The organism is Vreelandella zhanjiangensis DSM 21076 (genome assembly GCF_000377665.1).
Classification (GTDB): domain Bacteria; phylum Pseudomonadota; class Gammaproteobacteria; order Pseudomonadales; family Halomonadaceae; genus Vreelandella; species Vreelandella zhanjiangensis.
This window is the reverse complement of the sequence record NZ_KB898651.1, coordinates 99333-125910: the sequence shown is the minus strand read 5'-3', so window position 1 is coordinate 125910 and position 26578 is coordinate 99333. Positions and strand designations below refer to the sequence as shown.

Annotated in this window: 25 protein-coding genes; 14 read left to right on the top strand and 11 right to left on the bottom strand. The window is 55.5% G+C overall.

Features of this window, described 5'->3' with window-relative positions:
* Positions 1 to 56: 56 nt before the first annotated feature.
* Entirely contained in the window at positions 57 to 803 is a 747-nt protein-coding gene (locus D467_RS0112895) for a helix-turn-helix domain-containing protein (protein ID WP_018917938.1), read from the top strand.
* Here the strand turns inward: D467_RS0112895 and D467_RS0112890 are convergent.
* On the bottom strand, positions 800 to 1747 hold the full coding sequence (locus D467_RS0112890) for a LysR substrate-binding domain-containing protein (RefSeq protein ID WP_018917937.1): 948 nt from the start codon (positions 1745 to 1747) through the stop codon (positions 800 to 802). The genes D467_RS0112895 and D467_RS0112890 overlap by 4 nt on opposite strands.
* A 96-nt stretch (positions 1748 to 1843) precedes the next feature.
* Between D467_RS0112890 and D467_RS0112885 the strand changes: the two genes are divergently transcribed.
* Both D467_RS0112885 and D467_RS0112880 read left to right on the top strand, forming a co-directional pair.
* Complete coding sequence (locus D467_RS0112885; protein WP_018917936.1) at positions 1844 to 2779, top strand: DMT family transporter; 936 nt, start codon at positions 1844 to 1846, stop codon at positions 2777 to 2779.
* Positions 2780 to 2812: 33 nt separating this feature from the next.
* Complete coding sequence (locus D467_RS0112880) at positions 2813 to 3724, top strand: putative RNA methyltransferase (RefSeq protein ID WP_018917935.1); 912 nt, start codon at positions 2813 to 2815, stop codon at positions 3722 to 3724.
* Positions 3725 to 3861: 137 nt separating this feature from the next.
* Here D467_RS0112880 and D467_RS0112875 read toward each other — a convergent pair whose 3' ends face one another.
* On the bottom strand, positions 3862 to 4068 hold the full coding sequence (locus D467_RS0112875) for a cold-shock protein (protein WP_018917934.1): 207 nt from the start codon (positions 4066 to 4068) through the stop codon (positions 3862 to 3864).
* Positions 4069 to 4340: 272 nt separating this feature from the next.
* Entirely contained in the window at positions 4341 to 5504 is a 1164-nt protein-coding gene (locus tag D467_RS0112870) for an MFS transporter (RefSeq protein WP_018917933.1), read from the bottom strand.
* A gap of 136 nt (positions 5505 to 5640) precedes the next feature.
* Between D467_RS0112870 and D467_RS0112865 the strand changes: the two genes are divergently transcribed.
* Complete coding sequence (locus D467_RS0112865; protein WP_018917932.1) at positions 5641 to 6495, top strand: helix-turn-helix transcriptional regulator; 855 nt, start codon at positions 5641 to 5643, stop codon at positions 6493 to 6495.
* Here the strand turns inward: D467_RS0112865 and D467_RS0112860 are convergent, their stop codons facing one another.
* Positions 6496 to 8106, bottom strand: coding sequence for an ABC-F family ATP-binding cassette domain-containing protein (locus D467_RS0112860; protein ID WP_018917931.1), 1611 nt, complete (start codon positions 8104 to 8106; stop codon positions 6496 to 6498). It lies immediately after the preceding gene.
* Positions 8107 to 8343: 237 nt separating this feature from the next.
* On the opposite strand from D467_RS0112860, the gene D467_RS0112855 reads away from it, so the two are divergent.
* The 3 genes from D467_RS0112855 (at position 8344) to D467_RS0112845 (ending at position 11155) form a co-directional block, all read left to right on the top strand.
* The gene (locus D467_RS0112855) at positions 8344 to 9258 is read left to right on the top strand and encodes an NAD(P)/FAD-dependent oxidoreductase (protein ID WP_340139692.1); all 915 of its coding nucleotides are present in this window, start codon (positions 8344 to 8346) and stop codon (positions 9256 to 9258) included.
* Positions 9259 to 9380: 122 nt separating this feature from the next.
* Positions 9381 to 10655: a dicarboxylate/amino acid:cation symporter gene (locus D467_RS0112850; RefSeq protein WP_018917929.1), complete on the top strand. Its 1275-nt coding sequence runs from the start codon at positions 9381 to 9383 to the stop codon at positions 10653 to 10655.
* 26 nt (positions 10656 to 10681) lie between these two features.
* On the top strand, positions 10682 to 11155 hold the full coding sequence (locus tag D467_RS0112845) for a nucleoside deaminase (protein WP_018917928.1): 474 nt from the start codon (positions 10682 to 10684) through the stop codon (positions 11153 to 11155).
* A 128-nt stretch (positions 11156 to 11283) separates the two neighbouring features.
* Here D467_RS0112845 and D467_RS19720 read toward each other — a convergent pair whose 3' ends face one another.
* The gene (locus D467_RS19720; protein ID WP_018917927.1) at positions 11284 to 11457 is read right to left on the bottom strand and encodes a YqaE/Pmp3 family membrane protein; all 174 of its coding nucleotides are present in this window, start codon (positions 11455 to 11457) and stop codon (positions 11284 to 11286) included.
* A 180-nt stretch (positions 11458 to 11637) separates the two neighbouring features.
* Between D467_RS19720 and D467_RS0112835 the strand changes: the two genes are divergently transcribed.
* Positions 11638 to 13686 (top strand): TonB-dependent receptor family protein, encoded by a 2049-nt coding sequence (locus tag D467_RS0112835; protein ID WP_018917926.1) that lies wholly within the window; start codon positions 11638 to 11640, stop codon positions 13684 to 13686.
* A 101-nt stretch (positions 13687 to 13787) separates the two neighbouring features.
* On the opposite strand, the gene D467_RS0112830 is transcribed toward D467_RS0112835, so the two are convergent.
* From D467_RS0112830 to D467_RS0112820, 3 genes are all read right to left on the bottom strand, one after another.
* Positions 13788 to 16319, bottom strand: a complete 2532-nt coding sequence (locus D467_RS0112830) for a glucose/quinate/shikimate family membrane-bound PQQ-dependent dehydrogenase (protein ID WP_018917925.1) — start codon at positions 16317 to 16319, stop codon at positions 13788 to 13790.
* 253 nt (positions 16320 to 16572) lie between these two features.
* A complete protein-coding gene (locus tag D467_RS0112825; RefSeq protein WP_018917924.1) occupies positions 16573 to 17577 on the bottom strand; it encodes an NADP-dependent oxidoreductase in 1005 nt (334 codons plus the stop codon).
* Positions 17578 to 17790: 213 nt separating this feature from the next.
* Positions 17791 to 18177: a septal ring lytic transglycosylase RlpA family protein gene (locus D467_RS0112820; RefSeq protein WP_026285759.1), complete on the bottom strand. Its 387-nt coding sequence runs from the start codon at positions 18175 to 18177 to the stop codon at positions 17791 to 17793.
* 316 nt (positions 18178 to 18493) lie between these two features.
* Here D467_RS0112820 and D467_RS0112815 point away from each other — a divergent pair, with 316 nt between their 5' ends.
* The 3 genes from D467_RS0112815 (at position 18494) to D467_RS0112805 (ending at position 21456) form a co-directional block, all read left to right on the top strand.
* Positions 18494 to 19936, top strand: coding sequence for a hypothetical protein (locus D467_RS0112815; RefSeq protein WP_018917922.1), 1443 nt, complete (start codon positions 18494 to 18496; stop codon positions 19934 to 19936).
* Positions 19937 to 20051: 115 nt separating this feature from the next.
* Positions 20052 to 20825 (top strand): RsiV family protein, encoded by a 774-nt coding sequence (locus D467_RS0112810; RefSeq protein ID WP_018917921.1) that lies wholly within the window; start codon positions 20052 to 20054, stop codon positions 20823 to 20825.
* A 115-nt stretch (positions 20826 to 20940) separates the two neighbouring features.
* Complete coding sequence (locus tag D467_RS0112805) at positions 20941 to 21456, top strand: NUDIX domain-containing protein (protein ID WP_018917920.1); 516 nt, start codon at positions 20941 to 20943, stop codon at positions 21454 to 21456.
* On the opposite strand, the gene D467_RS0112800 is transcribed toward D467_RS0112805, so the two are convergent.
* Positions 21439 to 22317 (bottom strand): DMT family transporter, encoded by an 879-nt coding sequence (locus tag D467_RS0112800; protein WP_018917919.1) that lies wholly within the window; start codon positions 22315 to 22317, stop codon positions 21439 to 21441. The genes D467_RS0112805 and D467_RS0112800 overlap by 18 nt on opposite strands.
* 101 nt (positions 22318 to 22418) lie before the next feature.
* Between D467_RS0112800 and D467_RS0112795 the strand changes: the two genes are divergently transcribed.
* The 3 genes from D467_RS0112795 to D467_RS0112785 all read left to right on the top strand — a co-directional run bounded on the left by D467_RS0112795 (position 22419) and on the right by D467_RS0112785 (position 24753).
* Positions 22419 to 23291, top strand: a complete 873-nt coding sequence (locus D467_RS0112795; RefSeq protein ID WP_018917918.1) for a LysR substrate-binding domain-containing protein — start codon at positions 22419 to 22421, stop codon at positions 23289 to 23291.
* A gap of 100 nt (positions 23292 to 23391) precedes the next feature.
* Positions 23392 to 23949 (top strand): cytochrome b, encoded by a 558-nt coding sequence (locus D467_RS0112790; RefSeq protein WP_018917917.1) that lies wholly within the window; start codon positions 23392 to 23394, stop codon positions 23947 to 23949.
* A gap of 81 nt (positions 23950 to 24030) precedes the next feature.
* On the top strand, positions 24031 to 24753 hold the full coding sequence (locus tag D467_RS0112785; RefSeq protein WP_018917916.1) for a hypothetical protein: 723 nt from the start codon (positions 24031 to 24033) through the stop codon (positions 24751 to 24753).
* Positions 24754 to 24768: 15 nt separating this feature from the next.
* Here the strand turns inward: D467_RS0112785 and D467_RS0112780 are convergent, their stop codons facing one another.
* Both D467_RS0112780 and D467_RS19205 read right to left on the bottom strand, forming a co-directional pair.
* Positions 24769 to 25722: a ferredoxin family protein gene (locus D467_RS0112780; protein ID WP_018917915.1), complete on the bottom strand. Its 954-nt coding sequence runs from the start codon at positions 25720 to 25722 to the stop codon at positions 24769 to 24771.
* A complete protein-coding gene (locus D467_RS19205; protein WP_018917914.1) occupies positions 25719 to 26564 on the bottom strand; it encodes an ABC transporter ATP-binding protein in 846 nt (281 codons plus the stop codon). Before D467_RS19205 ends, D467_RS0112780 begins: the two co-directional genes overlap by 4 nt.
* Between the last annotated feature and the right edge of the window lie 14 nt (positions 26565 to 26578).

The following is a 26578-nucleotide window of genomic DNA, read 5'->3' as shown; positions in this document are numbered from 1 at the left end:
GCGTTATTTGTACGGTAAAGTATCGTTATTCGATACTTTTAAGCTAGGGGATTGCCGTGTCTCAAACCGACTCACTGCTTAATACTTTAAAGCGTCAGCTGCGAACGCAGGGAAAAACCTACGCCGATGTAGCTCAGTGGCTTGGATTAAGCGAAGCATCGGTCAAGCGGCTTTTTGCTGAACGCAATATCACGTTAGCACGCCTTGAATGTATCTGTGAGCAGCTCAACCTTGAATTTGCCGAGCTGGTGCAAGCCATGCAAACCGAAGAGCGCCGCCTGCAAGAGCTTACTCAGGCGCAAGAGCAGAGTATTGCTGATGACCCCAAGCTATTCTTGATTGCCGTTTGCGTAATCAATGGTTATAGCTTTGATGAGATTCATCATCAGTATCAGCTAAGCGAAGCGGAATGCACCCAGCAACTGCTTAAGCTTGAACGGCTTGCCCTTATCCAGCTGTTGCCGGGTAACCGAATTAAACGCAGAGTAGCGCCTAATTTTCGCTGGCGGCCTGGCGGCCCTATTCAGCAGTTCTTCCAGCAACATATTGCCAACGACTTTTTCCGATCGCGTTTTGACAGCGAAAGCGAAAAGCTGCTGGTCCTCAACGGCCTGCTCTCCCGGGCGGGTAATGACGAGTGGCAACAGATCATGCAGCGCCTGGCCAAGGAGTTCCATGAACTCTGTGAACGGGAAAGCAGCCTGCCCATCACCCAGCGCTTTGGTACTACCTCGGTGCTCGCGGTGCGTCAGTGGCAGCATGGGTTGTTCAAGGGCTATGCGCGCAAGCCGGAAAGCACTTAAGGGTGAAAAGGGGCGTCTTTAAATCGCGCCGCCTCCTGGGTCAACCACCCGACAAAGCGCCTAACTGCTTCCGGCGCTTCTCCATGGACAGGGAGGATAAGGTCGTATCCAGAGCGCGATACGAGCGAGTACTTCTCTTCAAAAGGACGTACTAGAACGCCGCTAGCCAGCCGGTCGGCAATCAGCGGATAACTCGCTAGCACGATGCCTTCGCCAGCAATGGCTTGGTCGAGCGCTAAGCTATAAAGAGAGTATTGTCTTGGGGCAGGCAAACGGTGATTTTTGATACCGACACTCACAAACCAGTCATTCCAGCTCGGTGCTTGGCAGGATGTCAGTGCATGTCGGTGCCATTCAACCGTCAATAGAGTTTGGGTCAGCAGATCCTCAGGCGCTTGTATGCTGTTTTGGGCGAGCAGCGCCGGTGAGCACACCGGAAAGAGTACATCTTCGAACAGCTGGATGCTGTTGACGCCTTGCCAGGGGCCTTGCCCGTAACGCAGTGACAGCTTGGCACGGTTAGGTAGCCATAGCGGCGACGTTAAATTGGCATCGGCATCCAATGAGATGTTGATGTTGCGCTCGCGTGCTTCGAACTGGTGAAGCCGTGGCAGTAACCAAAGCTGCAAAAAAGAAGGGGGTGCGCTGATTACCAGCTCGAAGGCCTCGCTAGAGCGCTGAGTAATCTGCTCCACTCCGCTTGCAATCAGTGAAAGCCCCGCCTGCACGTCCTCTAATAGTACTTTTCCTGCCTCGGTCAATAGCACGCCATTGGCGTGTCGCTCAAAGAGAGCGACTCCCAGTCTGGACTCTAACTGCTTGACTTGGCGGCTGACGGCGCCAGGGGTAACGCTGAGTCGTATAGCGGCTTTTTTGAAACTGTTTTCGCGGGCAGCTTCGGCAAAAGCGCGTAGCGCGTTTAGCGGTAGGCGTTCAATTTTCATAGGATGAGTTTTGCTGATCCTAGGCTGGAGAAGTAATCGGTTGTAGGCGATTTTCGCTCCTGATGCAATAGCCCTCTCATTGAAAAGGGGGGCTGTATGCGCCATTCACAATCCGCTATACCCACAGCGACTTACCAAAAAAGTGCTGCCTATAAGCGAAAACCCGTGGGGCTTTCGGCATCAGGGCTAATGCTGCTTTTCTGCCTGATACTCGGGTTTCAGCAGGTTGCTATCAAGGGCGTGGCTGAGGAAATCTCACCGCTTACCCAAATTGCGCTACGCTCGCTTTTTGCCAGCCTACTGGTTATCGCCTGGGCTCTCTGGAAGGGCGTTCGCTGGAGAGATGTCTGCACGCACTGGCGGCCGGGACTGCTTGTAGGTCTGGACTTTACCTGTGAGTTTTTGTTCTTGGCCTGGGGGCTTCATTACACGCTGGCTTCCCATATGTCGGTTTTCCTTTACACGGCGCCTATCTTTGCTGCCTTGGGGCTACATTTAATTGTGCCTGGGGAGCAGCTCGCGCATCGTCAGTGGTGGGGCATCGGCTTTGCATTTATTGGCATGGTGATAGCGATAGCACCTGGGCAGAAAGGTAGCATCGAGACAGATATACTGTTCGGCGATATGTTGGGAATATTAGCGGGATTATCCTGGGCCGCCACGACAGTGGTGATTCGTAGAAGCTCGCTTTCAGAACAGCCCGCTGAGCTTACGTTAAGCTATCAGCTAAGCATAACGGCATTGCTGCTAGTGCCTGCCGCTTTGGTATCCGGGCAGCTAATGAACGCTCAGTTTTCGTCAATGGCTATTTTAAGCCTTGGATTTCAAACGGTCATTGTTTCTTTTGGTGCTTTATTACTATGGTTTTCGCTCCTGCGGCGCTACCGCGCTTCGCAGTTAGGGGTGTTCTCTTTTTTGGCGCCGCTTTTTGGCCTACTTTTTGGTACTCTACTGCTCAACGAGCCTTTGAGCCTTAACTTTCTAATCGGTGGTGTGGCTATCATGCTCGGTATCGTAGTGGTGGTACGCTAACTGCTGACTTCTCCTTCTCTGAAAACTCAATTTATGTCATTTAACGCGTTTAAAGCCCTGGCCTGCCCGCTTGATGGCGACCCGCTGACTCAAGCCGAAGGTGCTTGGCGCTGCGCGGCCGGGCACAGTTTTGATATTGCCAAACAGGGCTATGTGAATCTTTTGCCGGTTCAGAACAAGCGTTCAAACGACCCAGGCGATAGCAAGGCCATGGTGGCTGCCCGACAGCGTTTTCTGAATGCCGGGTATTATCAGCCCATTGCAGACGCTATCAATCACGCTGCCTTGAACGGCGCGCCGGAAAATCTGCCGCTTAGCTGCCTGGATGCCGGTTGTGGTGAGGGCTATTACCTGCGTCAGCTGGCCCAGGCGGCGTCTGATAATACCCAGCTTGAGCTGATTGGCCTGGATATTTCCAAATGGGCGGCCATGGCCGCGGCCAAACAGAGTTTTCATAAAGAGCAGAGTCTTTATAAAGAGCAAAGCCGCCAGCAAGAGCAGGGTCGTCAAAAAGACCCGTCTGCCACTTGGGTAGTAGGCAGTAACGCTAACTTGCCTGTGCAATCTGCCTCGCTGGATAGGCTGCTATGCATGTTCGGCTTTCCCGTGATGAGCGAGTTTGCCAGGGTGCTCAAGCCGGGTGGGGTGCTGTTACAGGTAGAAGCAGGCGCAAATCATTTACGCGAGCTGCGCGAAATCATTTATCCAACGCTCAAGCCTGAGCGCAGTGGTGAGCAGTTAGTGCCGGAAGGATTTACTGCGCAAGTAGCTGAAACGGTCAGTTACTCGCTCACGCTGAATGGTAAAGAGTCCATTGCGGATCTGCTGGCCATGACCCCGCATCTTTATCGGGCAAGCGCTGAGGGCCGCGAAAGAGCGGCAGCACTGGAGACACTCATCGTGAGTGTTGATGTGCGAGTGATTAAATGGATTAAAAACGCATAGAAGAAGGGCGGGCAAGCCGTGATTGGCGGCTTGTTTGGTTTGGTCACAACTTTACTGGACCCAAACGCAACAAGGCCCGCCGAAGCGGGCCTTGTCAGTCAGACCCTAAGGTCTGAACAAACACTTAATAATAAATATTAAGAAGTTTGCTTGATGTTAGAAGCCTGAAGGCCTTTTTTACCCTGGGTAACGTCAAAAGAAACGCTAGCGCCTTCTTGAAGGGTTTTGAAGCCGTCAGACTGAATTTCGGAGAAGTGTGCAAACAGGTCGTCGCTGCCGTCAGAAGGAGCGATGAAACCGAAGCCTTTAGTGTCGTTGAACCATTTAACTGTGCCAGTTGCCATGTGTAAATCCTTTCGCGCATATGCGCTGTAATAAAGTTCCTGGTATTACCCAGATTAAGTAGCGGGTGAAACAAGGAATACAATATCAGGCTTGCCGAAAAAGATCGTACACTTCTGAAACCATGCTGCTTGCTAACCAACTGACGCTACAGTGTCACGATTGGCGTCGCGCGTCAAAGGGTTTTTGTATTTATTTTCCAGGCCGAGGCAATATTTCCTTCTTTCTTATCCGCTGACGGCTTGCCGTGCGCTAAGTATTTAATACTAATTGCTTAATGACTCCGCGGGCCCATGGTGAGCTGCACTAGTGCCCCGACGGCTGCTAGCGCACCGGCGCTTACAGCAAGTATCCAGACAGGTAATGCATTGGAAAGCATAAGCCCGCCAGCTACCGCCCCAATAGCGCTACCCAGGTATAGGGCTGATTCATTCAGCGCCACCGCCAGATTACCATCGCCATGCTGTTGGCGAACGCGCATTAGCGCATTATTTTGCGGTACCTGTAACGCCCAGCCAACGGCTCCCCATAAGCTGATAGGCACAAGCGCAAGCCATGGGTGCAGTGAGGCGGCGACTGGCAGGCTAATCAGAGAAACTGCCAATAACAGCATAATCACCAGCACAACCCTGGAGCCTTGGCTTTTATCCACAATCGGGCCAATTAAAAAGCTGCCCAGAATCCCGCCGACGCCCCAAACCCATAGGTAGAGCGCGATAGACGCGGTTTCGCCGGAAGAGGATGCCGCCATAAACGGTGCAATAAAGGTATACATGCCAAGGCTGGCTATGGCACCCAAGAGCGAGACGGTCAAAATGGTCAGCGTGGCGGGGTGCTTCAAAATAGTCAGCTTGCGCCACAGTGAAACATAAGGCGCGGCGGGAATGCCGGGTAGCTTAAGGTAAAGGCCTGCCAGGGAAATCGCGCCGAGCAGTGCAATCAGCCACATGGCTGATGTCCAGCCCAGTTGCTCGGCGAGTAACAGACTAAGCGGCACGCCGAGTACCGTACCGCTTGCCATGCCGCCCATAATGACCGCGATGGCTTTGCCGCGCTGCGCTTCAGGCGCCAGCGTCGCTGAGGCCGCAATTCCCAATGCCAGATAAACCCCGGCTCCCACGCCCGCCAGTGCTCGCCAAGCCACTAGCATTGCAAAGCTTGCGGCCAGCGCACTTGCCACATTCGCCACAACGAAAAGTGCTAGCGCGATAATTAACCCCGTTCGCTGCTGATTGCCTGGGAGCAGCGCGACCGCGATGGGCGAAATCAGGCCATAGGCCAGCGTAAACGCCGTCACTAACTGTGCCGCCATCGCATCCGAGACTAGAAATGCAGAGGTGATCAGGGGAATAAGCCCTGCGGTGACATAGGACGCCATACCTAATGAAAAGGCGCCCAAGGCAATAAGATAAATCGATAGTCGAGAAGAAAATGCCATCAGGCTCTCCAGTCAGGCTCATTATGTACTTGTTAGCGTGTGTTGCTGACCGCTACCAAGTGGTGAAGGCGCTATTCTGGAGAGGCTTTAAAGGGGGTACAATTTAACCATTTATACTATTACTAAAGGCAACAAGATGGCGCTTGAACGTTCGTTAAAACGCACCCGCACAGAGCTTGGGGAGTTTTTACGCAGCCGACGTGAGCAGGTAACACCTGAAGAGGTTGGCTTGCCAGTGGGCAAACGGCGCCGCACGCCAGGGTTACGCCGTGAGGAGGTGGCAGCGCTCGCAGGGGTAGGCTTGACCTGGTACACCTGGCTGGAGCAGGGTCGAGATATTCGCGCATCAGCGGATTTTCTAGACCGTCTTGCGCGCACGCTAAAGCTCGATGCCATTGAGCGACGTCATCTGTTTTTGCTGGCGCACCAGCGTCTTCCCGCCGAACCGGGAAAAACCTGGTGCAGCGTACCGCCGCTGGTACATCGGCTGATGAACGATTTGCCCACGCGCCCTGCGTACGTGTTGAATTTACGTTGGGATGTGCTGGCCTGGAACCACGCCGCAGACCGTCTGTTTGGCTTCTCCGAGCATCCTCCGGAGCAGCGTAATCTGCTGTGGCTGCTGTTTATGGATACGGCTACGCGCGCTCTTTTCGACCCCTGGGAAGCGCAGGCACGGCAACTGCTTGCCAGCTTCAAACGTGATGTGGCCCGTGCGCCTGAAGACCCGGCAATCAATCAACTGATCAAGACCTTGGTGAAAGTGGATCCGGATTTTAAAGCGTGGTGGGCAGGGCAGGATATCCACGGGCCTTGTCATGGCATTCGCCATTTTCATCTAGCGCCGTTAGGAGCGATCGATTTTGAACATACCTCGCTGATCGTCGATGAAGACCGCCATCTACGGCTGGTCTACTACGCCGCTAGCCACACCGTTCAAGACGAGGCGTTTGACTACTGGCTTCAGGAAGGTCAAACGCCAGCGGCATGATTAGCGGTTCGTGGCTGGCTCCAGTACCCAGCCGTCTGATGTGGCGCGCAGATAATCAGTTAGTGCCAGGTGGTGTAAGAAATCCTGGTCATGAGAGACCACTACCAGCGCCCCAGGGTAGCCTCTCAGCATGCTCTCGAGTGCCTGTAGCGAGGGCAGGTCGAGGTGGTTGCTGGGTTCATCCAGAAGCAATAGCTGCGCGGGCGGGTCGGCATAAAGCGCGCATGCCAGCGCTACCTTTAACTGTTCACCGCCGCTTAGCTTTGCGCAGGCAACGCTGATTTTCTCCGCCGTAAGCCCAAGGTGAACCAGCCGTGTTCGCAGCAGGCTGACAGGTGCCGCTCGGTTGGCCGCTTTTAACTGCTCTATAGCGCTCTGGGTTTTATTCAGTTGGGCCAGGTGTTGATCGAGATAGGCGCTTTTGACATGTATACGGCTTTCGCCTGTTTGGGGTAGAAGTTGCCCCGCCAGGAGTTTAAGCAGTGTGGATTTACCCGAGCCGTTGGGACCAACAATGCCTAAACGCTGCTGTCCTTGCAGGCTGAGGTTAAGCTTTCCTGCAACGTAAGAAAGCGTGATATCCGTTAGTTCAGCAATCATCCGCTTGGCAGGCTGCACGGCAATGTCATGTAGCGCGATATTAGTATCTTCAGCAAGCTGCTCCCGCGCTTGCTGGATAGCGCTTAGGTGCTGGCTGTGTGTTTCTGCCTGCTGGCGGGCGAGGCGCCCGGCGGAAAGTTCGCTGCGCTCCTTTTGGCGATCTAGCAGGATTTTTGCCTGATTGGCATCGCGCCGCTGGCGGTTGCCACGTGCCTGACGCCTTTCCTGGCGTTCCTGCTGCTGACTCAGTGCGCGCTCTGCACGTTTTTTGTCTTTTTGATGGTGTTCAAGGTTTGTTTGAGCCGCTGCCTGTTCACTCGCCTTTTGTTCGGCATAAAAGGAATAATTACCGCCGTAACTGCGTAGCCCAAGCGGCGACAGCTCCACGATACGCGGCAGGTGAGCGAGCAGTTGACGGTCATGGCTGACAACCAGCAGCCCTTTGGGCCAACGGGTCAACTGCTCGATAAGTGCTTCCCTGCTCGGGCCGTCCAGGTGATTACTGGGTTCATCCAGAATAAGAAAATCCGCCCTGGATAACAGCACACCGATCAGGGCAACGCGCATGGCTTCGCCGCCGCTCAATGTCGTGGCCGGGGTTGTCGCGTCAAGATGTGCAAGCCCACTGTGCTCAAGCTCTCGCTGTAAGGTCTGGCGGATATCCCAACGATCACCCAGCGCGTCAAAGTCGTCTGGATGTGGGCTGCCTGCCTCAATATGGGCAAGTGCCGCTAACGTGGTGCCCACGCCCGCCAGGTCGGCTAGCGTGCCGGAGGCTTCTTGGGTAACGCGTTGCGATAAATATCGCACCTCGCCAGTGCACATGCAGCGCCCCGTTGAAGGTGCGATTTCGCCCGCCATGAGCCTGGCCAGCAGCGTTTTTCCCATGCCGTTACGCCCTATCAGGCCCGTGGGCGTGGTGTCGAAGGTTTCTGTTAACTCGGAAAACAGAAGGCGACCGTGGGGCAGCGTATAAGAAACGCGTTCGAGCGAGATAAACGTCTTCGTCATCGGATGTACCTATCAATGCCTGACATTCCCCTTTTAATAAGGGACGGAGAACGTGGCCGTCGAAAACAGGACGGCGGCATTAATAGCGCATTGGACGAATACCTTTAATAAGAGAGAGGATCTCTAGCCTAGTCAACTTATGTTGCTTTTCCAAGCCTTTCGCCGCGCTGCCTTCACGCTGACCTACACTTTTTATCAGGAATTGGTACCTGGTTAGGTACGCGCAATAAGCACTCAATGGAAAGAGAGCAAGCGATGATATACGACGTGGCAATTGTAGGCGGGAGCTATGCAGGAATGGCCGCTGGGCTGCAACTGGCCCAGGCGCGGCGCAAGGTGGTGATCGTTGATGAAGGCAAGCCGCGTAATCGCTTCGCCACCCACTCGCGAGGGTTTTTGACCCAGGATGGCAGGTCGCCCCATGACATTAAAGCGGCAGGTTACGCTGAGCTTGCACAGTATCCGACGGTTGAATGGTGCATGGGCAAAGCAGAAACGGTCACGGGAGAAATAGATAATTTTACCCTCACGCTTGCAGGCTCCATGGCAGCAGAATCACTTCGTGCTCGGCGAGTGATTCTTGCCGCGGGCGTAGGGGATGAGTTGCCGCCATTGCCTGGGCTGGGCGAGCGATGGGGCCAATATGTTTTCCATTGCCCTTACTGCCATGGTTTTGATCTGAATCGCGGGCGTATCGGCGTGCTGGCCACTTCGGTGGCGGCCATGCATCTGGCTTTATTGCTGCCCGACTGGGGGCGGACCACCCTGTTTCTGAACGATGCGTTCGAGCCTGATAAAGAACAGCTGGAAAAGCTTGCCAAGCGCGGCACGCATATCGAGCGTGGGGCGGTTGCACGCTTGACGGGAGACGCTCTGGAAGTAGTGATGGCGGATGGCCGTGTGTTCCCCCTGGATGGACTGTTTGTTGTCACCCAGACCGCCCCCAGCGTGCTGGCCATACGGCTCGGGTGCGAACTTGATGTCACGCCGCTAGGGCGGGTTATCAAAACCAGCGCCGCCAAAGCCACCTCCGTGCCCGGTGTCTTCGCCTGCGGTGATATCGCCATGCCCGTGGGCAATCTTTCACTAGCGGTCAGCGACGGTGCGTTGGCTGGGCAGGCCGCACACCATTCGCTGGTATTCGATTTGTAAATCAAACCGCGATGGTGCGGTCGACCAGTATCTTTAAAGGTTGTATTTTATTCCCGGCTCCTTAGGGTGGTTTTTTTAGTTGTTGTTGGGTTCTTATAAGCTCTCTTGGTAAAGGTGAATGCATGACGGCGCTGTTGAAAGGGTATATGCGTTCTTCGTTGATCCTACGGGTCACGATTGCACTGTTACTGGGGCTGGTCGTTGGTTTGTTCGGCGGTGACGCAGTCGCCACCTGGCTTGGCCCGGTGGGCGATCTGCTGCTGCGTCTGCTGACGTTTCTTATCGTGCCTATTGTGCTGTTTACCCTGATGGTGGGTATCAATCAGTCGCGCGAGGGGAGTGTAGGGCGCGTGGGAGGCAAGGTGTTTGCCTACTATCTCGTCTCCACGGCGCTGGCGATTGTCGTGGGACTGAGCGTGGCCTCGCTGTTCAGCCCCGGTAGCGGCATGACGCTGGATGAAAACGCCAGTTTCACGGCGCCGGAGAATCCGGGGCTGGTCGATGTCGTTCTCGGTATTGTGCCGAGCAACATTATCGGCGCCTTTGCCGAACAGAACCTGCTGGGCATCATTTTCACCGCGCTGGTGTTCGGGTTTGCGCTGTTGAAACTTCGCCAGCAAGCCACCCAGCCAGGCAGTGCCGAGCGCTTGTATGAAGTAATCGAAGGATTGAACGACGTCACGCTCAAGGTCATGGCCGGCGTGCTGCACGTGGTGCCTATCGGTGTGTTCGCCATTGTGGCCGAGACGGTCAGCCAGCAGGGCCTGGAAACGCTGCTGTCGTTGGGCGATATGGTGATGGTGTTGTATATCGCGCTGGCCCTGCAGCTTTTAATCTACTGCGTGATCATGCGCCTGTTCGGGGTAAAGCTTCGGACCTTCTTTCGTGAAGCGCGCACGCCCATGGCCACTGCGTTTGCCACCCAGAGCAGCTCCGGCACCTTGCCGTTGACCATCAACGCGGCACGGCGCCTGGGGATTTCGCGCAGCGTGTACGGGTTCGGCCTGCCGCTGGGAGCCACTCTCAATATGGACGGCGCGGCGATTCGCATCGCGATTTCCGCCGTTTTCGCCGCCAATGTGATCGGCGCGCCGCTCGATTTTGTCAGCATGGTGCAGATCGTGCTGGTCGGCACGCTGGTTTCGGTAGGTACCGCTGGCGTGCCCGGGGCGGGGATCATCATGATCGCCACGGTGTTTTCCCAGGTGGGGCTGCCCATCGAAACCGTGGTGCTGCTGACCGCCATTGATGCTCTGGTAGGCATGGGCGCCACGGCGTTGAACGTGACCGGCGATTTGGTAGGCACCACGGTGATCGCCCGAAGTGAAGGTGAGCAGCTCAGCGAGACGCCTGTTGAAACAGACGAGACTTCCGCCACGGTCATCAGCAAGGCGTGAGCGGCTAACCTACAGGAGTATCCGCGATGAAGGCACAAGAGCAGATCTATCTGAACCGGGCCCTGGCGCTTGCAGAAGAGGCGCTTGAGGCGGGCGATGAGCCCTTTGGCAGTGTACTGGTCAGCGCCGAGGGAGAAATTCTGGCGGAAGACCGCAACCGCATTGCAAGCGGTGATGCCACCCAGCACCCCGAGTTCACGTTGGCGCGTTGGGCGGCCCAGCACATGACACCCGAGGCGCGTGCCAACGCAACGGTTTACACCACCGGCGAGCACTGCCCCATGTGCGCGGCCGCTCATGGTTGGGCCGGGCTTGGGCGCATCGTGTATATCAGTTCATCCGAGCAGTTAGGACGCTGGCTGGAGGATCTGGGTGTGGCACCGTCGCCGATCAAGGCCTTGCCTATCGGTCAGATAGTACCGGCGCTTGAAGTAGAAGGCCCCATCGCCAGTATGGATGAAAAGGTTCATGCCCTGCATCAGCGCCGCCACGCAGTCTAGGCTTTGTGCGAAAGCGGCTTACGCCCACCCAGCGATTTCTCATAACCCCCCCCCCCCGTGATTAAGTACCACACAAACGAAACAACCCGAGCCAATGGCTCGGGTTGTTAATAACGGGGTAAGCGTGGTTAGTGCTTCAAGATGACATAAAACGCGTGAATGACGCCTGGAATAAAACCAAACAGTGTCAAAATGATGTTGAGCCAGAAATGTCCCTTTAGGCCAACTTCAAAAAATACGCCTAGCGGCGGCAAGATAATCGCGAAAATCATCTTGATGGGATCTGTTGCAGTAAGCGCCATAAAGCCTCCTTTGCTTAATCGGTACGTTACTCCTTGCAAGTGTAGACGCAGAGTTCACACTTAGCGAACGCGTCTAGGCTTGTTAGACTTGGTGTTGAGATTGTGGTTCACCCAGTTACGCCGAATTATCAAAAACCGAATGATCAAGAAAACGATTATCAAAAAAAGGGAAGGGAATCCATGTATAAGCTGTTGCCGCCGTCGCTAATGCTGACAGGCCTTGCGGTCTCAAGCCCCCTTTGGGCGCAAAACGAGCCAGCATCGGTGCAGGCATTGCCTACGGTCGAAGTAAGCGCACCGCGTTTGGCACGTGAGCTTTACGCAACGCCGGCGGCGGTTTCCACCGTGGACCAGGAAACCATTGCCCAGGGCCAGCAGCGTGTTCGGCTGGATGAGACGCTGGTCGGTGTGCCCGGGGTTTTCATTCAGAACCGTGACAACTTTGCCCAGGGCCAGCGGATTGCCATTCGGGGCTTTGGTGCTCGCGCCCCGTTTGGGGTGCGCGGGATTACGGTGATGGTCGATGGTATTCCCTATACCTTGCCCGATGGTCAGGCGCAGCTGGACGCCATTGATCTGGATAGCGCCGAGCGTATCGAAGTGATTCGTGGGCCTTCGTCCGTGCTTTACGGCAACGCCGCGGGCGGGGTGATCGATGTGACCACCGCCGATGGTCGCGAAAATCCGGGTACACGCCTGCGTGTAGAGGCGGGCAGCGACGGATATCGCAAGGCATCCCTGCAAACCGGTGGTTCTCAGGGCGACTGGTCGCACAACGTCAGTTTTTCAGCGCTCAATGTGGATGGCTACCGCGATCAAAGCTCAACCGAGAAATACCTGCTCAATGCCAAACTGCGTCGCGAGCTGGGTAGCGAGCGGGCGCTGACGGCGATTGTGAATCTTCTGGAAAACCCTCGTTCGGAAGACCCCGGCGCGCTGAATGCTGGTGAAGTGGCAAGCGGGCGGCATCAGGCTGCGCCGAATTCGCTGGCGCTGGACGCTGGACAGAATGTCGATCAGCAACTTATCGGCTTGCAGTACGAGGATTTGTCCGCAGGGCCAGGTGAGTTCTACCTGAAAGGCTTTATCGCTCGGCGTGATTTTGAACAGCAGTTACCTTACGTGGGTGATAGCCGTTTGGGCTATCAGCGCGACTATATGGGCGCGAGTGCCGAGTATCATCATGAAATCGCCCTAGGCGAGCTGCCGTTAAGCTATGTGGCGGGGGTGGACGTGGCCCGCCAGGATGATGATCGCTTCCGGCGCAACGTTAATGCCCAAGGCGGCGTAGGTGAGCAGGTGGCGGATGAAACCCAAACGGCAACCTCTACCGGGGTGTTTGCTCAGGGTGATTTGGGGCTCACCGAGCAGGTAACGCTTTCCCTGGGTGCGCGCTTTGATCGTGTTGATCTGGATGTGAATGATCGGTACTTGGCTGATGGTGATCAAAGTGGCGAGCGTACCTTTAATGAGTGGAGTGGCTCCGCCGGTCTAAGCTATCGCTATCGCCCTCGGCATCAGGTGTATATCAACACCGGCACTGCGTTTGAAACGCCGACGTTCTCCGAGTTTGCCAACCCAATAGGTGGTGGCTTCAACCCGTCCATTGAGCCGCAAAAAGCCTGGAACCGTGAGGTGGGTACGCGGGGATATATCGAACCGCTGGCCATGGATTACGACCTCGCCCTGTTCTCGGTGCGCGTACGCGATGAGCTGGTGCCTTTTGATGAAGGTGGGCGTACCTTCTACCAGAATGCGGGCGATACCAACCGCGACGGCCTGGAACTTTCCCTTGGCTGGCAGTTAGCGGACCAGTGGCGTTTGAACAGCGCGTTAACCTTGGCTCGCTATGAGTTTGACGAGTTTGCCACGCCCAGTGAGCGCTTTGACGGCAACCGCCTCCCCGGCCTGCCCGAGCAGACTTGGGTTAACCAGTTAACCTGGGAGGGGCTGGCACACCGTTTTGCCACGCTTGAAACTCAGTATGTGGGCGACATGGTGGCCGACAATGCCAATGAAACGGAGATTGACAGCTATTGGCTGGTCAACCTGCGGGTAGGCGATGGCTGGCAACTGGGTGGCGATACGTTGTTAAACGCTTACGTGGGCGTGCGTAATCTGTTTGATGAAGACCACTATGCCAACGTGCGCTTGAACGGCACCTTTGGGCGTTTTTATGAGCCAGCGCCGGGGCGCAGTGTTTATGGCGGTTTGGAAGTGCGCTTTTAAGCTTTCAGAAAATAGTTTCCAGAAAATAAAAGTGGCAATAAAAACGGGCAGCCCTTGGGCTGCCCGTTTTCGTGTCGATCGACTATGTCGGTCGGTAAGCCTTACTCGGGTAAGGCATAACCGATCACGTAGTCACCCATCAAGGTACCAAAGGTGCCGTGACCACCGGCCGTTACCACAACGTACTGACGGCCGTCGGCGCCGGTATAGGTCATAGGCGTGGCCTGGCCACCTGCAGGCAGGCGAGCTTTATAAAGCTCTTCACCGGTGGTGATATCGTAACCCCGCAGGTACTGATCCAGCGTGCCCGACATAAAGGTAACACCGCCTGCGGTGGTCAGCGGGCCACCGAGTGCCGGAACACCCACGGGCAGGCCAATCGGCAAGCCAAGGGGCATGCTGTCGCGGGTGGTGCCGTTACGATGTTTCCAGACGACTTCCGCACTTTGCAGATCGATACCCGCTACATCGCCCCAAGACGGTGCTTGGCAGGGCAGATCAAAAATTGACAGCAGCGGGCCTAGCTCAACAGCATAAGGTGCGCCGGTATTGGGCTGAAGGCCCTGTTCGCTGGCCGAGCCCTGGCCCTCTTCCACTTCGTCACGCGGAATCAAACGTGAAACGAAGGCGAGGTACTTGGCGCCGGTGAACAGTGCCTGGCGTTCAGGATCAACCGCGACGCCGCCCCAGTTCATTACGCCGACGTTACCCGGGTAAATAATGCTGCCTTCCAGCGACGGCGGCGTGTACTGGCCCTCATAGCGCAATGAATTGAACTGAATGCGGCACATCATCTGATCAAAGGGCGATGCGCCCCACATATCGCGCTCGGTAAGCGGCGGTGGCAATAGGTTCAGCGCTGAGCGTGGCTGTGTTTCTGCCGTCCAGTCGCCTTCTACTGCGCCTTGAGGGACGGGGATTTCTTCAATCGGAACAATGGCCTCACCGGTTTCACGGTTGAGCACATACAGGCTGCCCTGCTTGGTCGGCTGAATCACCGCAGGCTGGGTGCCTTCATCGGTTGCAAGATCAATCAGCACGGGCTGGGCCGGCATATCCATGTCCCACAGGTCGTGATGAACAAACTGATAGACCCAAGCCACCTGGCCTGTTTCGAGCTCAAGCGCGACTAAGCCGGCACTGTAGGTTTCATCGTTTTCGGTACGATCCGCGCCGTACTGGTCGGGCGTGGCATTACCCATGGGCAGATAAACCAGGCCTAGCTCTTCATCAACGCTGATCGGCGGCCAGACGTTAGGCGAGTTGCGGGTATAGGTTTCACCCTCTTCGATAGGCGTGGTGTCATCCGGGTTACCGCTATCCCAGTTCCAGACCAGCTCGCCGGTGCGTACGTCAAAGGCTCGGATAACGCCGGATGGCTCATCAGTCGAGCTGTTATCAGTCACGTGACCACCCAGAATTACCAGGTTCTCGGTCACTGTGGCTGGGGAGGTAGAGTAATAGCCGCCTGGATCAAAACTGCCAATATTGCGGGTCAGATCCACCTCACCGTTTTCACCAAACCCTTCGCAGCGTTCGCCGGTATCCGCATTAAGCGCGATCAGGCGAGCATCGGCGGTAGGCAGGTAAAGGCGACGCGGGCACATGACGTCGGTTTGGCTGATAATCGCCGAGGGAGCATTTTCACCCTCATTCGCAGCGGTGGTTTCAAAGCCACCCAGCAGCGAAACATCGATGTCAAAAGCATCGCTGTCGGCAAACAGCGCGGAAGGCTCGTCGGTAGTACCGGTATCTGCGTCAATGGCAGCGTCGGCGCTTTCATCACTGGAGGCGTAGTTGGCTGCATCATAATAGGCCAGGCCGCGGCAGGTCATGTGCGCCCAGCCGGAGAAGTCGTCGGCGCCCTGGGTACTGATTTGTGGATCAAATTCCCAGATCGTTTCACCGGTTTCCGGGGAAAGCGCCATGGCGCGGCTGTGCGACGTGCAGATATACAGACTGTCGTTAACCTTCAGCGGCGTATTCTGGTTGGTGATTTCAGGCGGAGCGTTGGAGCCGGGCTCATCGCCGGTTTGAATGCGCCATACTTCTTCGAGTTCACCGATATTGTCTGGGGTAATCTGGCTAAGCGAGGAGTAGTGTGTGCCTGCATTGGTGCCGCCATAGGCAGGCCAGTCGTCACCGGCTACCTGGGCCGGGTTCACATCGCCACTTGTGCGGTTCTCTGCGAGGGTGCCCTCTATTTGGGCCGGGTCATCCATCAAACTGGCAATGGCCACCACGATGGCGGCGGCAATGCTGGCCGTCAGCGCAAGACTTCCGCCGCGTGAGTGGAGCGGTTTGCGCCACCAGGGCAGCAGCATGATAATACCGATGAGGGCAAGAATGGCGACCCGAGGCACCAGTTGCCACCAATCCAAACCGACTTCCCACAATGCCCAAAGCAGTGTGGCAATTAAAATCAGGGCGTAAAGCCAAAGCGCAGCGCCGCGGCGCATGGCAAGCAGAATGCCGGTAGCTGCAATGCCAATGCCGACAATCAGGTAATAGGCGCTGCCGCCTAAACTAAGCAGCTTGCCGCCGCCAATGGCGAGTGCCAAGCCTGCAATAATAAGCAAAAGGCCTAGCAGCAAGGCAGGCCATTGACCGCGAGTTCGCTTGTTTTCATCCATGAGAGTTCCCCTGTTAGCAACGTATTAAGGGCAAGCGGGCGATGGCGCCGGCTAACCGCTGGCAACGTGCGTTAACCCATCAGTCGGTGCAAACGATGGGTTAAAACACATTAGCTTGACGGTTATTTTAATTATCAATTCGCTTTTGGTCGAACTGATTTGAGAATAAATCCTGCCCAAAAAAAGCAGGGCCGCCCTTCAAGAGGGCGGCCCTGCACGTTACTCAAGCAGCGTAAGCTTAAAAACAGCGGTATCAGTCCGTCAATTTAACCAGCATCTTGCCTGTATTGCCGCCTTGGAACAGTTCCAGAAACGCATCAGGCGTCTGTTCCAGACCCTCTTTAACCGTCTCTTTATAATCGATATCGCCTGCGGCTACCTGCGGTGCCACTTCTTTAAGAAATTCGGGGTAATGCTCCCAGTGATCCGCCACGATGAACCCTTGCATCCTGGCTTTACGCACGACCATCTGCGACAGATTGCTGGGCCCCGGCGTGGGTTTTTCAGCATTATAGGTATCGATCATGCCACACACGGCAATGCGAGCGCCTTCATTTAGCTGGCTTAACGCCGCTTCCAGGCAAATACCGCCGACATTTTCGTAATACACATCGATGCCTTCCGGGCTTGCAAGCTGTATAGCATCGCTGAGCTCTTGGGCACCCCGATCCTTATAGGTAACCGGCTCCACGCCCAGCGATTCAAGCCAGGCAAGCTTGTGCGCGGCGCCGGCAATGCCCACTACATGACAACCTTTAGCCTTGGCCAGCTGAACGACCAATGAGCCAACGGCACCGCTTGCCGCACTTACCAGAACGTTGTCACCGGGGCGGCATTCGGCAATAAGATTAAGGCCGGTCCAGGCCGTCATGCCCGGCATGCCCAGCACTCCAAGATAAGCTTGCTCGGGCACCTTGGCATCAGGCAGTGGATAAACGCCTGCCGACGAGATTTGTGCAATATCGCGCCAGCCGCCCATGTGGCTCACGATGTCGCCCTCTTTCAGGCGCTCATCGTTTGAGGCGATCACTTCACCAATCGCACCGCCTTCCATGGGCTGGCCGAGGCGAAAGGGCGCAACGTAAGTGTGCTGACCGCTCATGCGGCCGCGCATGTAAGGATCCACGGAAAGCCAGCGGTTGCGAATGCGCACTTCGCCCGGATTGAGCTCAGGGAGTTCCTGGGTTTTTAGAGTAAACAGCTCGCGCTCGGGCAGGCCGTTGGGATAGTCGGTAAGCGTAAAATAACGCGATTGCATGGGTGCCTCCTGCAAAGCCATGTCGGATCAATGTACTTGCAGCATAGAGATCATTAACCTGCTTGCAAGTTCGTTATTTTTTTACAGTGTCGTTTTTTTGGCAAAAAAATAGGGCGCTCTCAAGAGAGCGCCCTATACGATATTGCGAACAGCGTGACTAAAACTTCGTTGAGCGCCTAAGGGGTATCACACACTTAGCGGGTGTGTTATCCGTTAATCCAGCAACGTGACCATAACAGGGGCCGTACCTCGGCGCAGCATACCTAACGCACGTGCTGCCCGCTTTGAGAGATCAATAATGCGCCCTTGAACAAACGGGCCACGATCATTAATCAGTACCTCTACTTCTTGCCCGGTATCAGGGCGTGTCACCAGCACTTTCGATCCAAACGGCAGGCTTGGATGAGCGGCCGTTAATGCCTGCTGGTCAAAGGCTTCTCCGCTGGCAGTGAGGGCGCCTTGAAAGCGGTCACTGTAGTAGGAGGCAACGCCTTCCTGTCCATCTATATCTATATCGTTTGCGAACGCGCTATTTGCTGTAATGGCTAAAAGCACTACAGCTAAACAACTCGTTCGGAGTCGTCGTTTAGGGGCTCCCATTGGAGTACCTCAGTTATTCGTGTCGAGAGTCTCGCAAGTTTCAATGAGGTGCCGGGTAGGCGAAGCGATGGTAACGCGCCTGGATAAGCTCGGCAAGCTTTAAGACGTTCGACGCAATTGGCCCCAAAATTACGGTTTTTCTGCTGTTTACGTTATGCCCTTTTATTTCAGCGGTTTAAAGAGACAAGTCAAAATATAAGTAAAGTTATTTTGGTACATTAAAATGATATCGCTCATTGAGCATTTTACTTACCATTGCATCTTAATAAGCACTGCTGAACGACCCATCCTCCCGTCATTGAACAAGGGCGTACTAATGGCTAAATCCTCTCCTTTTGCGTTAATAGCTGTTGCGGCAGGCGGTGCTGTTGTCGGCTTTTTAGTCGCTCAGAGCCTGCCTTCTGAAACGTTTGCATCTGACCCCGTACCGGCATCAGAAACGGCTGAACAAAGCGCGACACCTAGTGCACTGGCTGAGCTTGAAAGCGTGACGCTTGGCGAGCGGATGTCAGGAGAGATCACCTCCAGCGACATGCTTAACGGTAACGATGGCAGCCGCTACGACCGTTACGCAATCAGCCTGCAAGAGGGCGATCTGGTCGAATTTAGCCTGCGTGGCGCCTTGAATGGTGTGGTTGCGATTTATGATGATCAACTGCAGCTGTTAAGCAATGCGCCCACTGCCCGCCATCGTATTGAAGTAGATGGCGATTATATGGTGGTGGTCAGTGGTGCTGATGGACGCAGCTACGGACCCTATACGCTTAACAGCCGGGTGATTGAGCTAAGCGATGATAATGTCCTGACCGTTGATGCTCCTTTGGATAGCTGGCTGGATGGCTCAACAAGTGAATTTACCCTGACCATCGAAGAAGCGGGTATGTATCAGGTCGAAATGCGCTCTGATGAGTTTGATGCCTATCTGGTACTTGAAGGACCTAACGGCTATCGACGTGAAGATGACGATAGCGCCGGTAACCTTGACGCACGCATCTCTGACTTCCTGGCACCCGGCAGTTACACGTTGACCGCCAGCGCCCCTTATGGCGAAAGCGCGGGTCTTTTCACGTTATCCGCTGAGCCGCGCGAACTGCCAGGCGATGGCGAGCTGCGTAACGATGGCACGATTGCATCTAGCGACTCGTTAAACGGCTGGTTCAGTGGCCAAGAGCTTACCTATCAGGTAGAAGTTGAAGAAGCGGGCATGTACCAGATTGATATGGCGTCTGACGATATCGATGCCTATCTGGTACTCGAAGGTCCTAACGGTTATTACCGTGAAGACGATGACAGCGGCGGCAACCTGGATGCACGCATTGCCGATTTTCTTGAGCCGGGTACCTATCAGCTAACCGCACGTACGGCGTACGGCAACGATAGCGGCCTGTTTACCGTCACCATGGAGCCGCGCGAGCTGCCGGAAGGCGTTGAGCTGCGTAACGATGGTACGTTAACGCCGGATGAGACGTTAAGCGGCTGGTTTAACGGTGAGCCGCTGGCTTACCAGCTTGAGCTTGATGAAAGCTCATTGGTAACGGTGGATATGCGCTCCAGCGACTTTGATGCTTACCTGGAGCTTGAAGGCGAAGGCGTAGCTTACAGCGACGACGATGGTGGCACCGGCACCGATGCGCGTCTGCAGCAACAGCTGCTGCCGGGTACGTATACGGTCATCGCACGCGGCTTCAGCGGTATGAACAGCGGGCTTTTTGAGCTGGAAATAAGCGCTGAGCCAACGCAAATGCAGCCTAGTATGTAATTCGTTATAGCTTGAGATGATGACGCCCTTGTCCACTATGTGGGCAAGGGCGTTTACGTTTGGTTAGTCTCAATCTTAACTCGCGGCAAGAAGCCGTAGGACAGGGAGGTAAGGCATGTCAGGTTGGAAAATAAGTGTATTCCCCATCGCCGCATTGCTGTTAAGCGGTTGTCAGTCGGCCGAGACCGATATGAGCAATACCAGTCGCCTGGTATATCAGCCGTTGGAAAAGCAGTACGTGTCACCCGAATGCCAGGGTGAGCATTGCTCAACGGTGCAGATATCGGCATTCACGTTTCCAGATGCCCCGACGCTAACGGATGAGTTGCAAGCGCGTTTACTGACGCTTGCTATGGGCATCACGGATGGAAACGAGACACCAGCACAAGATTGGGATAGCTACGCCCAGGATTTCTTTGTGCGCGCTGACGAGGATCGAGACATACTGCCGCAATTCATGGCCAGCGAAGCGCAGCTGGAAGCGAGTGTTTACGCTCAGCACGATGATCTTTTAGTGCTTGAACTCACAAGCTATGTCTATCACGCCGGGCAGGCGCACGGTCTGCCATCCACGGCATTTATGGTCATTGATGAGCGCCAGCAGAGCGTGGTTGGTTTGAATGACATGCTGATAAGCGGTCAGCAGACAGCGTTTCAAGAAGCATTGGCCCAGGCCCACAAGCGGTGGCTGGCCGAGCTGGGTTATGACGATGAATATGCCAAGAGTTGGCCATTAGGCGAAAACCATAATGTGGCGCCGCTGGAAGATCGCTGGATGGTCAAATATAACGTCTACGAAATTGCCCCTTACGCCGCTGGCCAGCCAGAGCTCACGATACCCTTTGAGGCTTTACAAGGTGTGGCTAAGCCGCGCTATTTAGGCCAGTAAATTTACTCTAAAGCAGCTACGCTGAAAGGACGCTAAAGAGGGCAGGCAGTATCGAGCATGAAAAGGTTGTTTGAACGACTGCCTGGCCCATGAAAATAAATAGGCAGGGATTGCGATGACTCAATTTCAGGAAACACGCCGCTGGGTACGTTTAGTGATTGTTAACGCCGAGGGGGAGCTGCTGCTATTTGCCGGTCACGAAAAGCCTCAAGTGCCGCGCTGGTCAGTGGCTGGCGATGCTCTTCTACCCGACGAGGATTACCCCGCTGCGGCCATGCGCATTCTGGAGCAGAAAACCGGACTGCGTTGCCCACTTGGCCCGCTGTTACGCGAACATGAAGGTTCTGATCTCTCGGCTACTGATAGCACCCCAGACGTTTCAACTACCCAATGGTTTGAACGCTATTTTCTTGTCCGCTGCCCTGATGCCGTCGACATTGTGATTAATGCAGAGCTTGAAGAGCCAGCCGAAGAAAGCCAGGGCCACCCTCTAGAATATCGCTGGTGGTCCCTGGCTGACTTGTACAACGCTACTGATAATGCGTTTACACCGAGCTGGCTGCCTGAATTGTTGGCCAGCGTGCTGGTGAGCGAACCGCCGTTGTCGCCTTCTTTATCGGCCAGCGTTTAAGCAGCCAATAACCACGAGCAGGGCCGCAGTAGGTAAGCGCCAGTCGAGCACGCTTACCCCAGCGAGCACCAGCAAAAATCCCGCTAAAATGGGGACGCCATAAGCCAGGCTGCCGACTAAGCTGGCATGCCCCCAACGCAAGGCTTTATCCCAGGCCACCATGGCAACCCCGTACGGGCCCAAACCCAGCGCCACGCCTGCCAGCAAGGCTTCACTGCTCGGCAGAACAAGCTGACCTTCCATGCCGATACTGGCAATAGTGGCGATCGCACAGGCAATCAACAGCATGCGGGGAAGAAGAGGCGTAATCGAAACCGGTGCGGCCTGGCTTAGCCATGAGTAGAGCGCCCAGCAGCAGGCTGCCAGCAGGGCAAGCCCATAGCCTAACGTCGCGCCGCCCAGGCCGTTACTGATGGCCTGCGGTATCAGCAGAATAGCCGCGCCTGAAAAAGCGATTAAAGCCCCGGTAATACCTGCCAGGCGTATGCGGCCAAAGCGGCTCCATTGGCTTAACAGCACGAACAGTACCGGCCAGGTGTAGGTAATCAGCGCAGCCTCAGCCGCTGGAGCAAGGCGCATACCGATAAAGTAAGTGCTGACTGCACCGAGTATCAATAGCGGAATACCGACCCAGATACCCAGCTGCCAGTTCAGGCTGCAGCTTGCCACATTGACGCGGCGACTTAACGGTAGGGTGGCAAAGGCTCCCGCCAGCAGCGTCAACGCCGTTAGCTGAAGCGGAGAAGAGGTATGTGCAAGTTCGGCAAGTAGGGGCGCCACACTCCATAGGATGACGGCCACCAACGCGGCGCCAACACTATACCAACGAGGAAACACAATAGGGGAGTGAGTACGTTGCATGAGCGGTCTCCTTGCCTAGAACATGTGCAAAGCAGCATACTCGTCAATAACACATCACAATATCGATCTTTTGTGATTAATTTAATCAACAATGGTGATATATGCGTGCGCCAACGTTAGATCTCACCCTGCTGCGGACGTTGGTAGCGATTGCCGATACCGGTAGCGTCACGGCGGCGGCCAAACGGCTGGACTACACGCAGTCCACCGTGAGCATGCAGCTTCAACGGTTAGAGGCTCAATTGGCGCTCAGCCTGCATGAGCGCGAAGGGCGGCGTATTAGGTTTACCCCCGACGGTGAGCGCCTACTTACCCACGCGCGTCGCCTGCTGGCGCTTAACGACGAAGCGTGGGGCGATATGCAGGCCCAACAGGTGACGGGGGATTTGACCCTGGGCATTCCAGAAGACTACGCCTCGCTGTTGCCGTCGGTGTTTGCTTACTTTCATCAGCTTTATCCGGCCGTTGGGTTAAAGGTAATCTGCGGCACAAGCGCGCACCTGGTCGAGCAGGTTAAAGCCGCCGAGCTTGATCTGGCCCTGGTCACACGCCAGCGCAACTCGCCGGGGGGCGATGTTATCCGTCGTGAGCCGCTGGTCTGGGCAGTGGGGGTTAACCAGCAGCCGCTACTCAGCGACCCGATCCCGCTGGCGCTTTACTCACCAGGCGCTGACGTGTTTCGAGAAGTCGCCGAGCAGGCCCTGCAGGGCGCGGGGCGCAACTGGCGGGTGGCATATACCAGTCAGTCCATGGCGGGGTTGGCGCCTATCGTCATTGCCGGGCTTGCGGTCGTTGTGGTAACGCGCAGTATGTTGACGCCTTCACTACGCCCGCTGGATGAAAGTAGCGGCCTACCGGCCCTGCCCATGATCGAGCTGGCGCTACACCGTGCGCCCCATCGGCCATCAGAGCCCGCCCGGCGCTTGGGCGAGTTGATCCGCGAACAGCTAGCCGCCCCCACTGAGGCGCTATAAGATCAAGCACTAAGCGTTGAATGATTAATCGACTTAATATAGCTAGACTAAACATATCGCTAGACTAAACGCCATATAACGTTGCTGCTAGGAGTGCTCAATGCACGAGCTGGATCACTACATTTATCCACACCGGGTGCTGCATTGGCTGGTGGCGGGCGCTGTACTACTTGCCTTGGCCAGCGGCCTAACCATCGGACTGGTCGGCTATGAGCGTACGGTAACACTGGTGGGCAATACGCTTACTAATCTGCTTTATACCAGCCATAAAACTTTGGGTTTAACGATTTTACTGCTGATGACCCTGCGCATCATTACCCGTGTGGCGTTTGTGGTGCCGGATCATGATCCGCCCTTGAATGCGTTCGAGCGCATTGTCAGCACCAGCGTGCATCATCTGCTTTATCTGGCACTGGTTATTATGCCGCTGCTGGGTTGGGTTGCGACTGCCAGCGGTGGATACCCGGTTGAGTTTTTTCACTGGCATCTGCCCGCACTGATTAGCGAGCGCCCAGCGCTTTCTGACCAACTCTATACATGGCATGGGCGTCTTGGCTGGGCCATTTTGGTATTGATCGTACTGCACGTGGCGGGTGCGTTATTCCACTGGCGGATAAAGCACGACAATGTTTCTAAGCGTATGAGCCTATTTGACTAGGTTTTAAGCGACTAGGTTTTAAGCGACTAGGTTTGACGGGACTAAATTTCAAGCCCAAACCCTCGCAGGGAGCGATGATAGATGGGCCTGCAGATCGCCTTCATTATCGGTTTGGCTGCCGTGCATATCTTCGCCAGCAGGCTTCGAAAGCTGAGTGCTGTGCCCCGCAGCGCCTGGCTTTCGTTAGCGGGGGGCGTCTCTGTTGCCTACGTCTTTATCCATATCTTTCCTGCCCTAAGCGATGCCCACGAAACCATTAACGCCCACGGCCTGCTGGAAGTGCTGGAGCATAACGTCTATATCGTGGCGTTAATTGGCCTGGCGGTGTTTTATGGGCTTGAGCAGGTTGCCACCAAGTACTCGCATAAAGGTCAGCAGGATGAATCGGTTAATTTCCAAAAGCTGAAAAGCGTGTTTTGGATACATATTGGTTCTTTCTCGCTTTATAACGCGCTGATCGGCTACCTGCTGGTTTATCGTAATAATGAGCTTCCTGCGATTATCTTTTTCTTTTTGGCAATGGGCGCGCACTTTCTGGTCAACGATCAGGCGCTGGTGCGTCATCATCGGGATCTCTACTTGAGCAAGGGCCGCTGGGTGCTGTCCGCGGCGGTAATCGTCGGCTGGCTGTTAGGGTTAAGCGTTGATGTGAGCGACCCCATTATCAGCCTGCTTTATGCGTTTGTGGCAGGGGGCATCGTGCTCAACGTTTTAAAAGAGGAGTTACCTGAAGACCGCCATAGCCGCTTCTGGCCCTTTGCGTTAGGTGCGCTTAGCTGTACGGTGCTGCTGGTATTTTCCTAGCGCTTGTTGAAACGTCTAACAAGTGCTGACGCTAGGGCTGAGGCAGGCCTTTGAGTCATCGCAAGCAATATGAGTGGCCCGCCACACGGTGCTGGGCGTTGCACCCTGCTCAAAATCTGCACAGCTATCCACGCGTGTTAACACATACGGTTCGCAGGTGATCAGCAGTTTTCCCTGCTGGCTAGGCGTTTGCCATGCGACGTTGACCTGGCAGGCCGAAGGCGGCTCGATGGGCGTGATGCGACTTACACTTAGCTCACTGACAGGGCCGCAGTCTTTGAGCCAATTGAGTGCTGCGACCTGGGCACACTGCTGTAGGGGCGTAAGGTCTGCGCCGCCGCGATAGCAGGGCAGGAAAGGGCGATTGGCCGCTTCGGCATCCAGCAGGCGAGGCAGGTGTTCTTCACTGATTCGCCCATACTTACGACGCTGGGGAAATACGATAACGCTAGCGGCCAGCCGACAGCCGCCCAGATGAGTACTTTGCCAGACATCGAACGGATGAGCATGCTGCGGCGCCTGCTCGGCAAGCGCTTGATACGTTTTAAAACCAAACTTGGCACAGCACTTATCTTTTTTACCGTGGGTACAACACAGGATCAGTGAGCCCTGTAGCGATGATAAGTACCAATGTTCAAGCGTGGTGCTCTGGCTCAGCGCAGTTAGAAAGCCCAGCAGCTCATCGCGAGGCACGTCATAGATAGCCCCTTCGGGCAGCAAGAAGACCCTATGCTGATGGGATGGCTGGTCGCGACGATGAATGAGATTGATACGCCGCCCATCGTCCGCAATGCTATCCACCACTTCCTGCACTGCCTCTGACATATCGCTTGCGTGACGCATGCCACGCCCCCATTTCTTGCTAGGCCAGCTAATCAGTAAATTGCGTTCGGCGTGAGCGCCGTTGCCCGCCAATGGATCGCCTATGGCAGCACTTTCTACACTGCAAAATAGTGACGCCGCGCTCATAGCGATGCCGTGGCGGTTAACGGGTTATTCGGTAGCCGAGTAGGCGAGGTTGACCCGTGGCCAATGCTGGGTACGCAGACTAACCGCTGGCTGTAAGGGTCACGGATAACGTGAGCATCCAGATCAAAGACCTGCTTCAGGTTATTGCGGGTAAACACGTCTTCGGGCTGGCCGCTGTGAACAATTTCGCCGTTGCACAGCATTACCAACCGATCAGCATAAGCCGCTGCAAGGTTAAGATCGTGCAAAACCACTAGCAGCGTGCGGCCTTTGTCGTGGGCGAGGCGCACCAGTAGCTCAAGCACATCCACCTGGACTTTTAAGTCTAAAAAAGTGGTGGGTTCATCCAGCAGGATCAGCTCGGTTTCCTGCGCGAGCACCATGGCAATCCAACAGCGCTGGCGTTGGCCCCCTGAAAGCGCATCGATAGGGCGGTGGGCAAAGTCGCTGACGTCGGCCGTGTGCATGGCGTCCTGTACAGCGCGTTCGTCTTCCGCGGACCATTGACGAAAACGGCGTTGATAGGGAAAGCGGCCCAGGCTGACAAGCTCACGTACCGTCATGCCGTCAGGTGCCGTTGGACTTTGCGGTAAAATACCGAGTTTGCGCGCCACATCACGGGTGGCGTGCTGGTGGACATCTTGCCCATCCAGAATGACCTGGCCGCGGTCAGGTATCAGGGTGCGTGCAAGTGTTTTCAGAAGGGTCGATTTGCCGCTGCCGTTGGGGCCCAACAAAGCGGTAACGCGACCTGTCTCAACTGTGAAATCGACGTCTTTCAAGACAGATCGGTCAGCATAGCCGGCCGTCAGGTTTATACCGCTAAGCCGCTGTTCGAGCATGGAAATTTGGCGCC

Coding starts and splice junctions, on each gene's coding strand:
- D467_RS0112890 (WP_018917937.1), bottom strand. CDS start 1,747: ATGAAAATTGAACGCCTACCGCTAAACGCGCTACGCGCTTTTGCCGAA.
- D467_RS0112885 (WP_018917936.1), top strand. CDS start 1,844: ATGCGCCATTCACAATCCGCTATACCCACAGCGACTTACCAAAAAAGT.
- D467_RS0112880 (WP_018917935.1), top strand. CDS start 2,813: ATGTCATTTAACGCGTTTAAAGCCCTGGCCTGCCCGCTTGATGGCGAC.
- D467_RS0112875 (WP_018917934.1), bottom strand. CDS start 4,068: ATGGCAACTGGCACAGTTAAATGGTTCAACGACACTAAAGGCTTCGGT.
- D467_RS0112870 (WP_018917933.1), bottom strand. CDS start 5,504: ATGGCATTTTCTTCTCGACTATCGATTTATCTTATTGCCTTGGGCGCC.
- D467_RS0112865 (WP_018917932.1), top strand. CDS start 5,641: ATGGCGCTTGAACGTTCGTTAAAACGCACCCGCACAGAGCTTGGGGAG.
- D467_RS0112860 (WP_018917931.1), bottom strand. CDS start 8,106: ATGACGAAGACGTTTATCTCGCTCGAACGCGTTTCTTATACGCTGCCC.
- D467_RS0112855 (WP_340139692.1), top strand. CDS start 8,344: ATGGAAAGAGAGCAAGCGATGATATACGACGTGGCAATTGTAGGCGGG.
- D467_RS0112850 (WP_018917929.1), top strand. CDS start 9,381: ATGACGGCGCTGTTGAAAGGGTATATGCGTTCTTCGTTGATCCTACGG.
- D467_RS0112845 (WP_018917928.1), top strand. CDS start 10,682: ATGAAGGCACAAGAGCAGATCTATCTGAACCGGGCCCTGGCGCTTGCA.
- D467_RS19720 (WP_018917927.1), bottom strand. CDS start 11,457: ATGGCGCTTACTGCAACAGATCCCATCAAGATGATTTTCGCGATTATC.
- D467_RS0112835 (WP_018917926.1), top strand. CDS start 11,638: ATGTATAAGCTGTTGCCGCCGTCGCTAATGCTGACAGGCCTTGCGGTC.
- D467_RS0112830 (WP_018917925.1), bottom strand. CDS start 16,319: ATGGATGAAAACAAGCGAACTCGCGGTCAATGGCCTGCCTTGCTGCTA.
- D467_RS0112825 (WP_018917924.1), bottom strand. CDS start 17,577: ATGCAATCGCGTTATTTTACGCTTACCGACTATCCCAACGGCCTGCCC.
- D467_RS0112820 (WP_026285759.1), bottom strand. CDS start 18,177: ATGGGAGCCCCTAAACGACGACTCCGAACGAGTTGTTTAGCTGTAGTG.
- D467_RS0112815 (WP_018917922.1), top strand. CDS start 18,494: ATGGCTAAATCCTCTCCTTTTGCGTTAATAGCTGTTGCGGCAGGCGGT.
- D467_RS0112810 (WP_018917921.1), top strand. CDS start 20,052: ATGTCAGGTTGGAAAATAAGTGTATTCCCCATCGCCGCATTGCTGTTA.
- D467_RS0112805 (WP_018917920.1), top strand. CDS start 20,941: ATGACTCAATTTCAGGAAACACGCCGCTGGGTACGTTTAGTGATTGTT.
- D467_RS0112800 (WP_018917919.1), bottom strand. CDS start 22,317: ATGCAACGTACTCACTCCCCTATTGTGTTTCCTCGTTGGTATAGTGTT.
- D467_RS0112795 (WP_018917918.1), top strand. CDS start 22,419: ATGCGTGCGCCAACGTTAGATCTCACCCTGCTGCGGACGTTGGTAGCG.
- D467_RS0112790 (WP_018917917.1), top strand. CDS start 23,392: ATGCACGAGCTGGATCACTACATTTATCCACACCGGGTGCTGCATTGG.
- D467_RS0112785 (WP_018917916.1), top strand. CDS start 24,031: ATGGGCCTGCAGATCGCCTTCATTATCGGTTTGGCTGCCGTGCATATC.
- D467_RS0112780 (WP_018917915.1), bottom strand. CDS start 25,722: ATGAGCGCGGCGTCACTATTTTGCAGTGTAGAAAGTGCTGCCATAGGC.
- D467_RS19205 (WP_018917914.1), bottom strand. CDS start 26,564: ATGCTCGAACAGCGGCTTAGCGGTATAAACCTGACGGCCGGCTATGCT.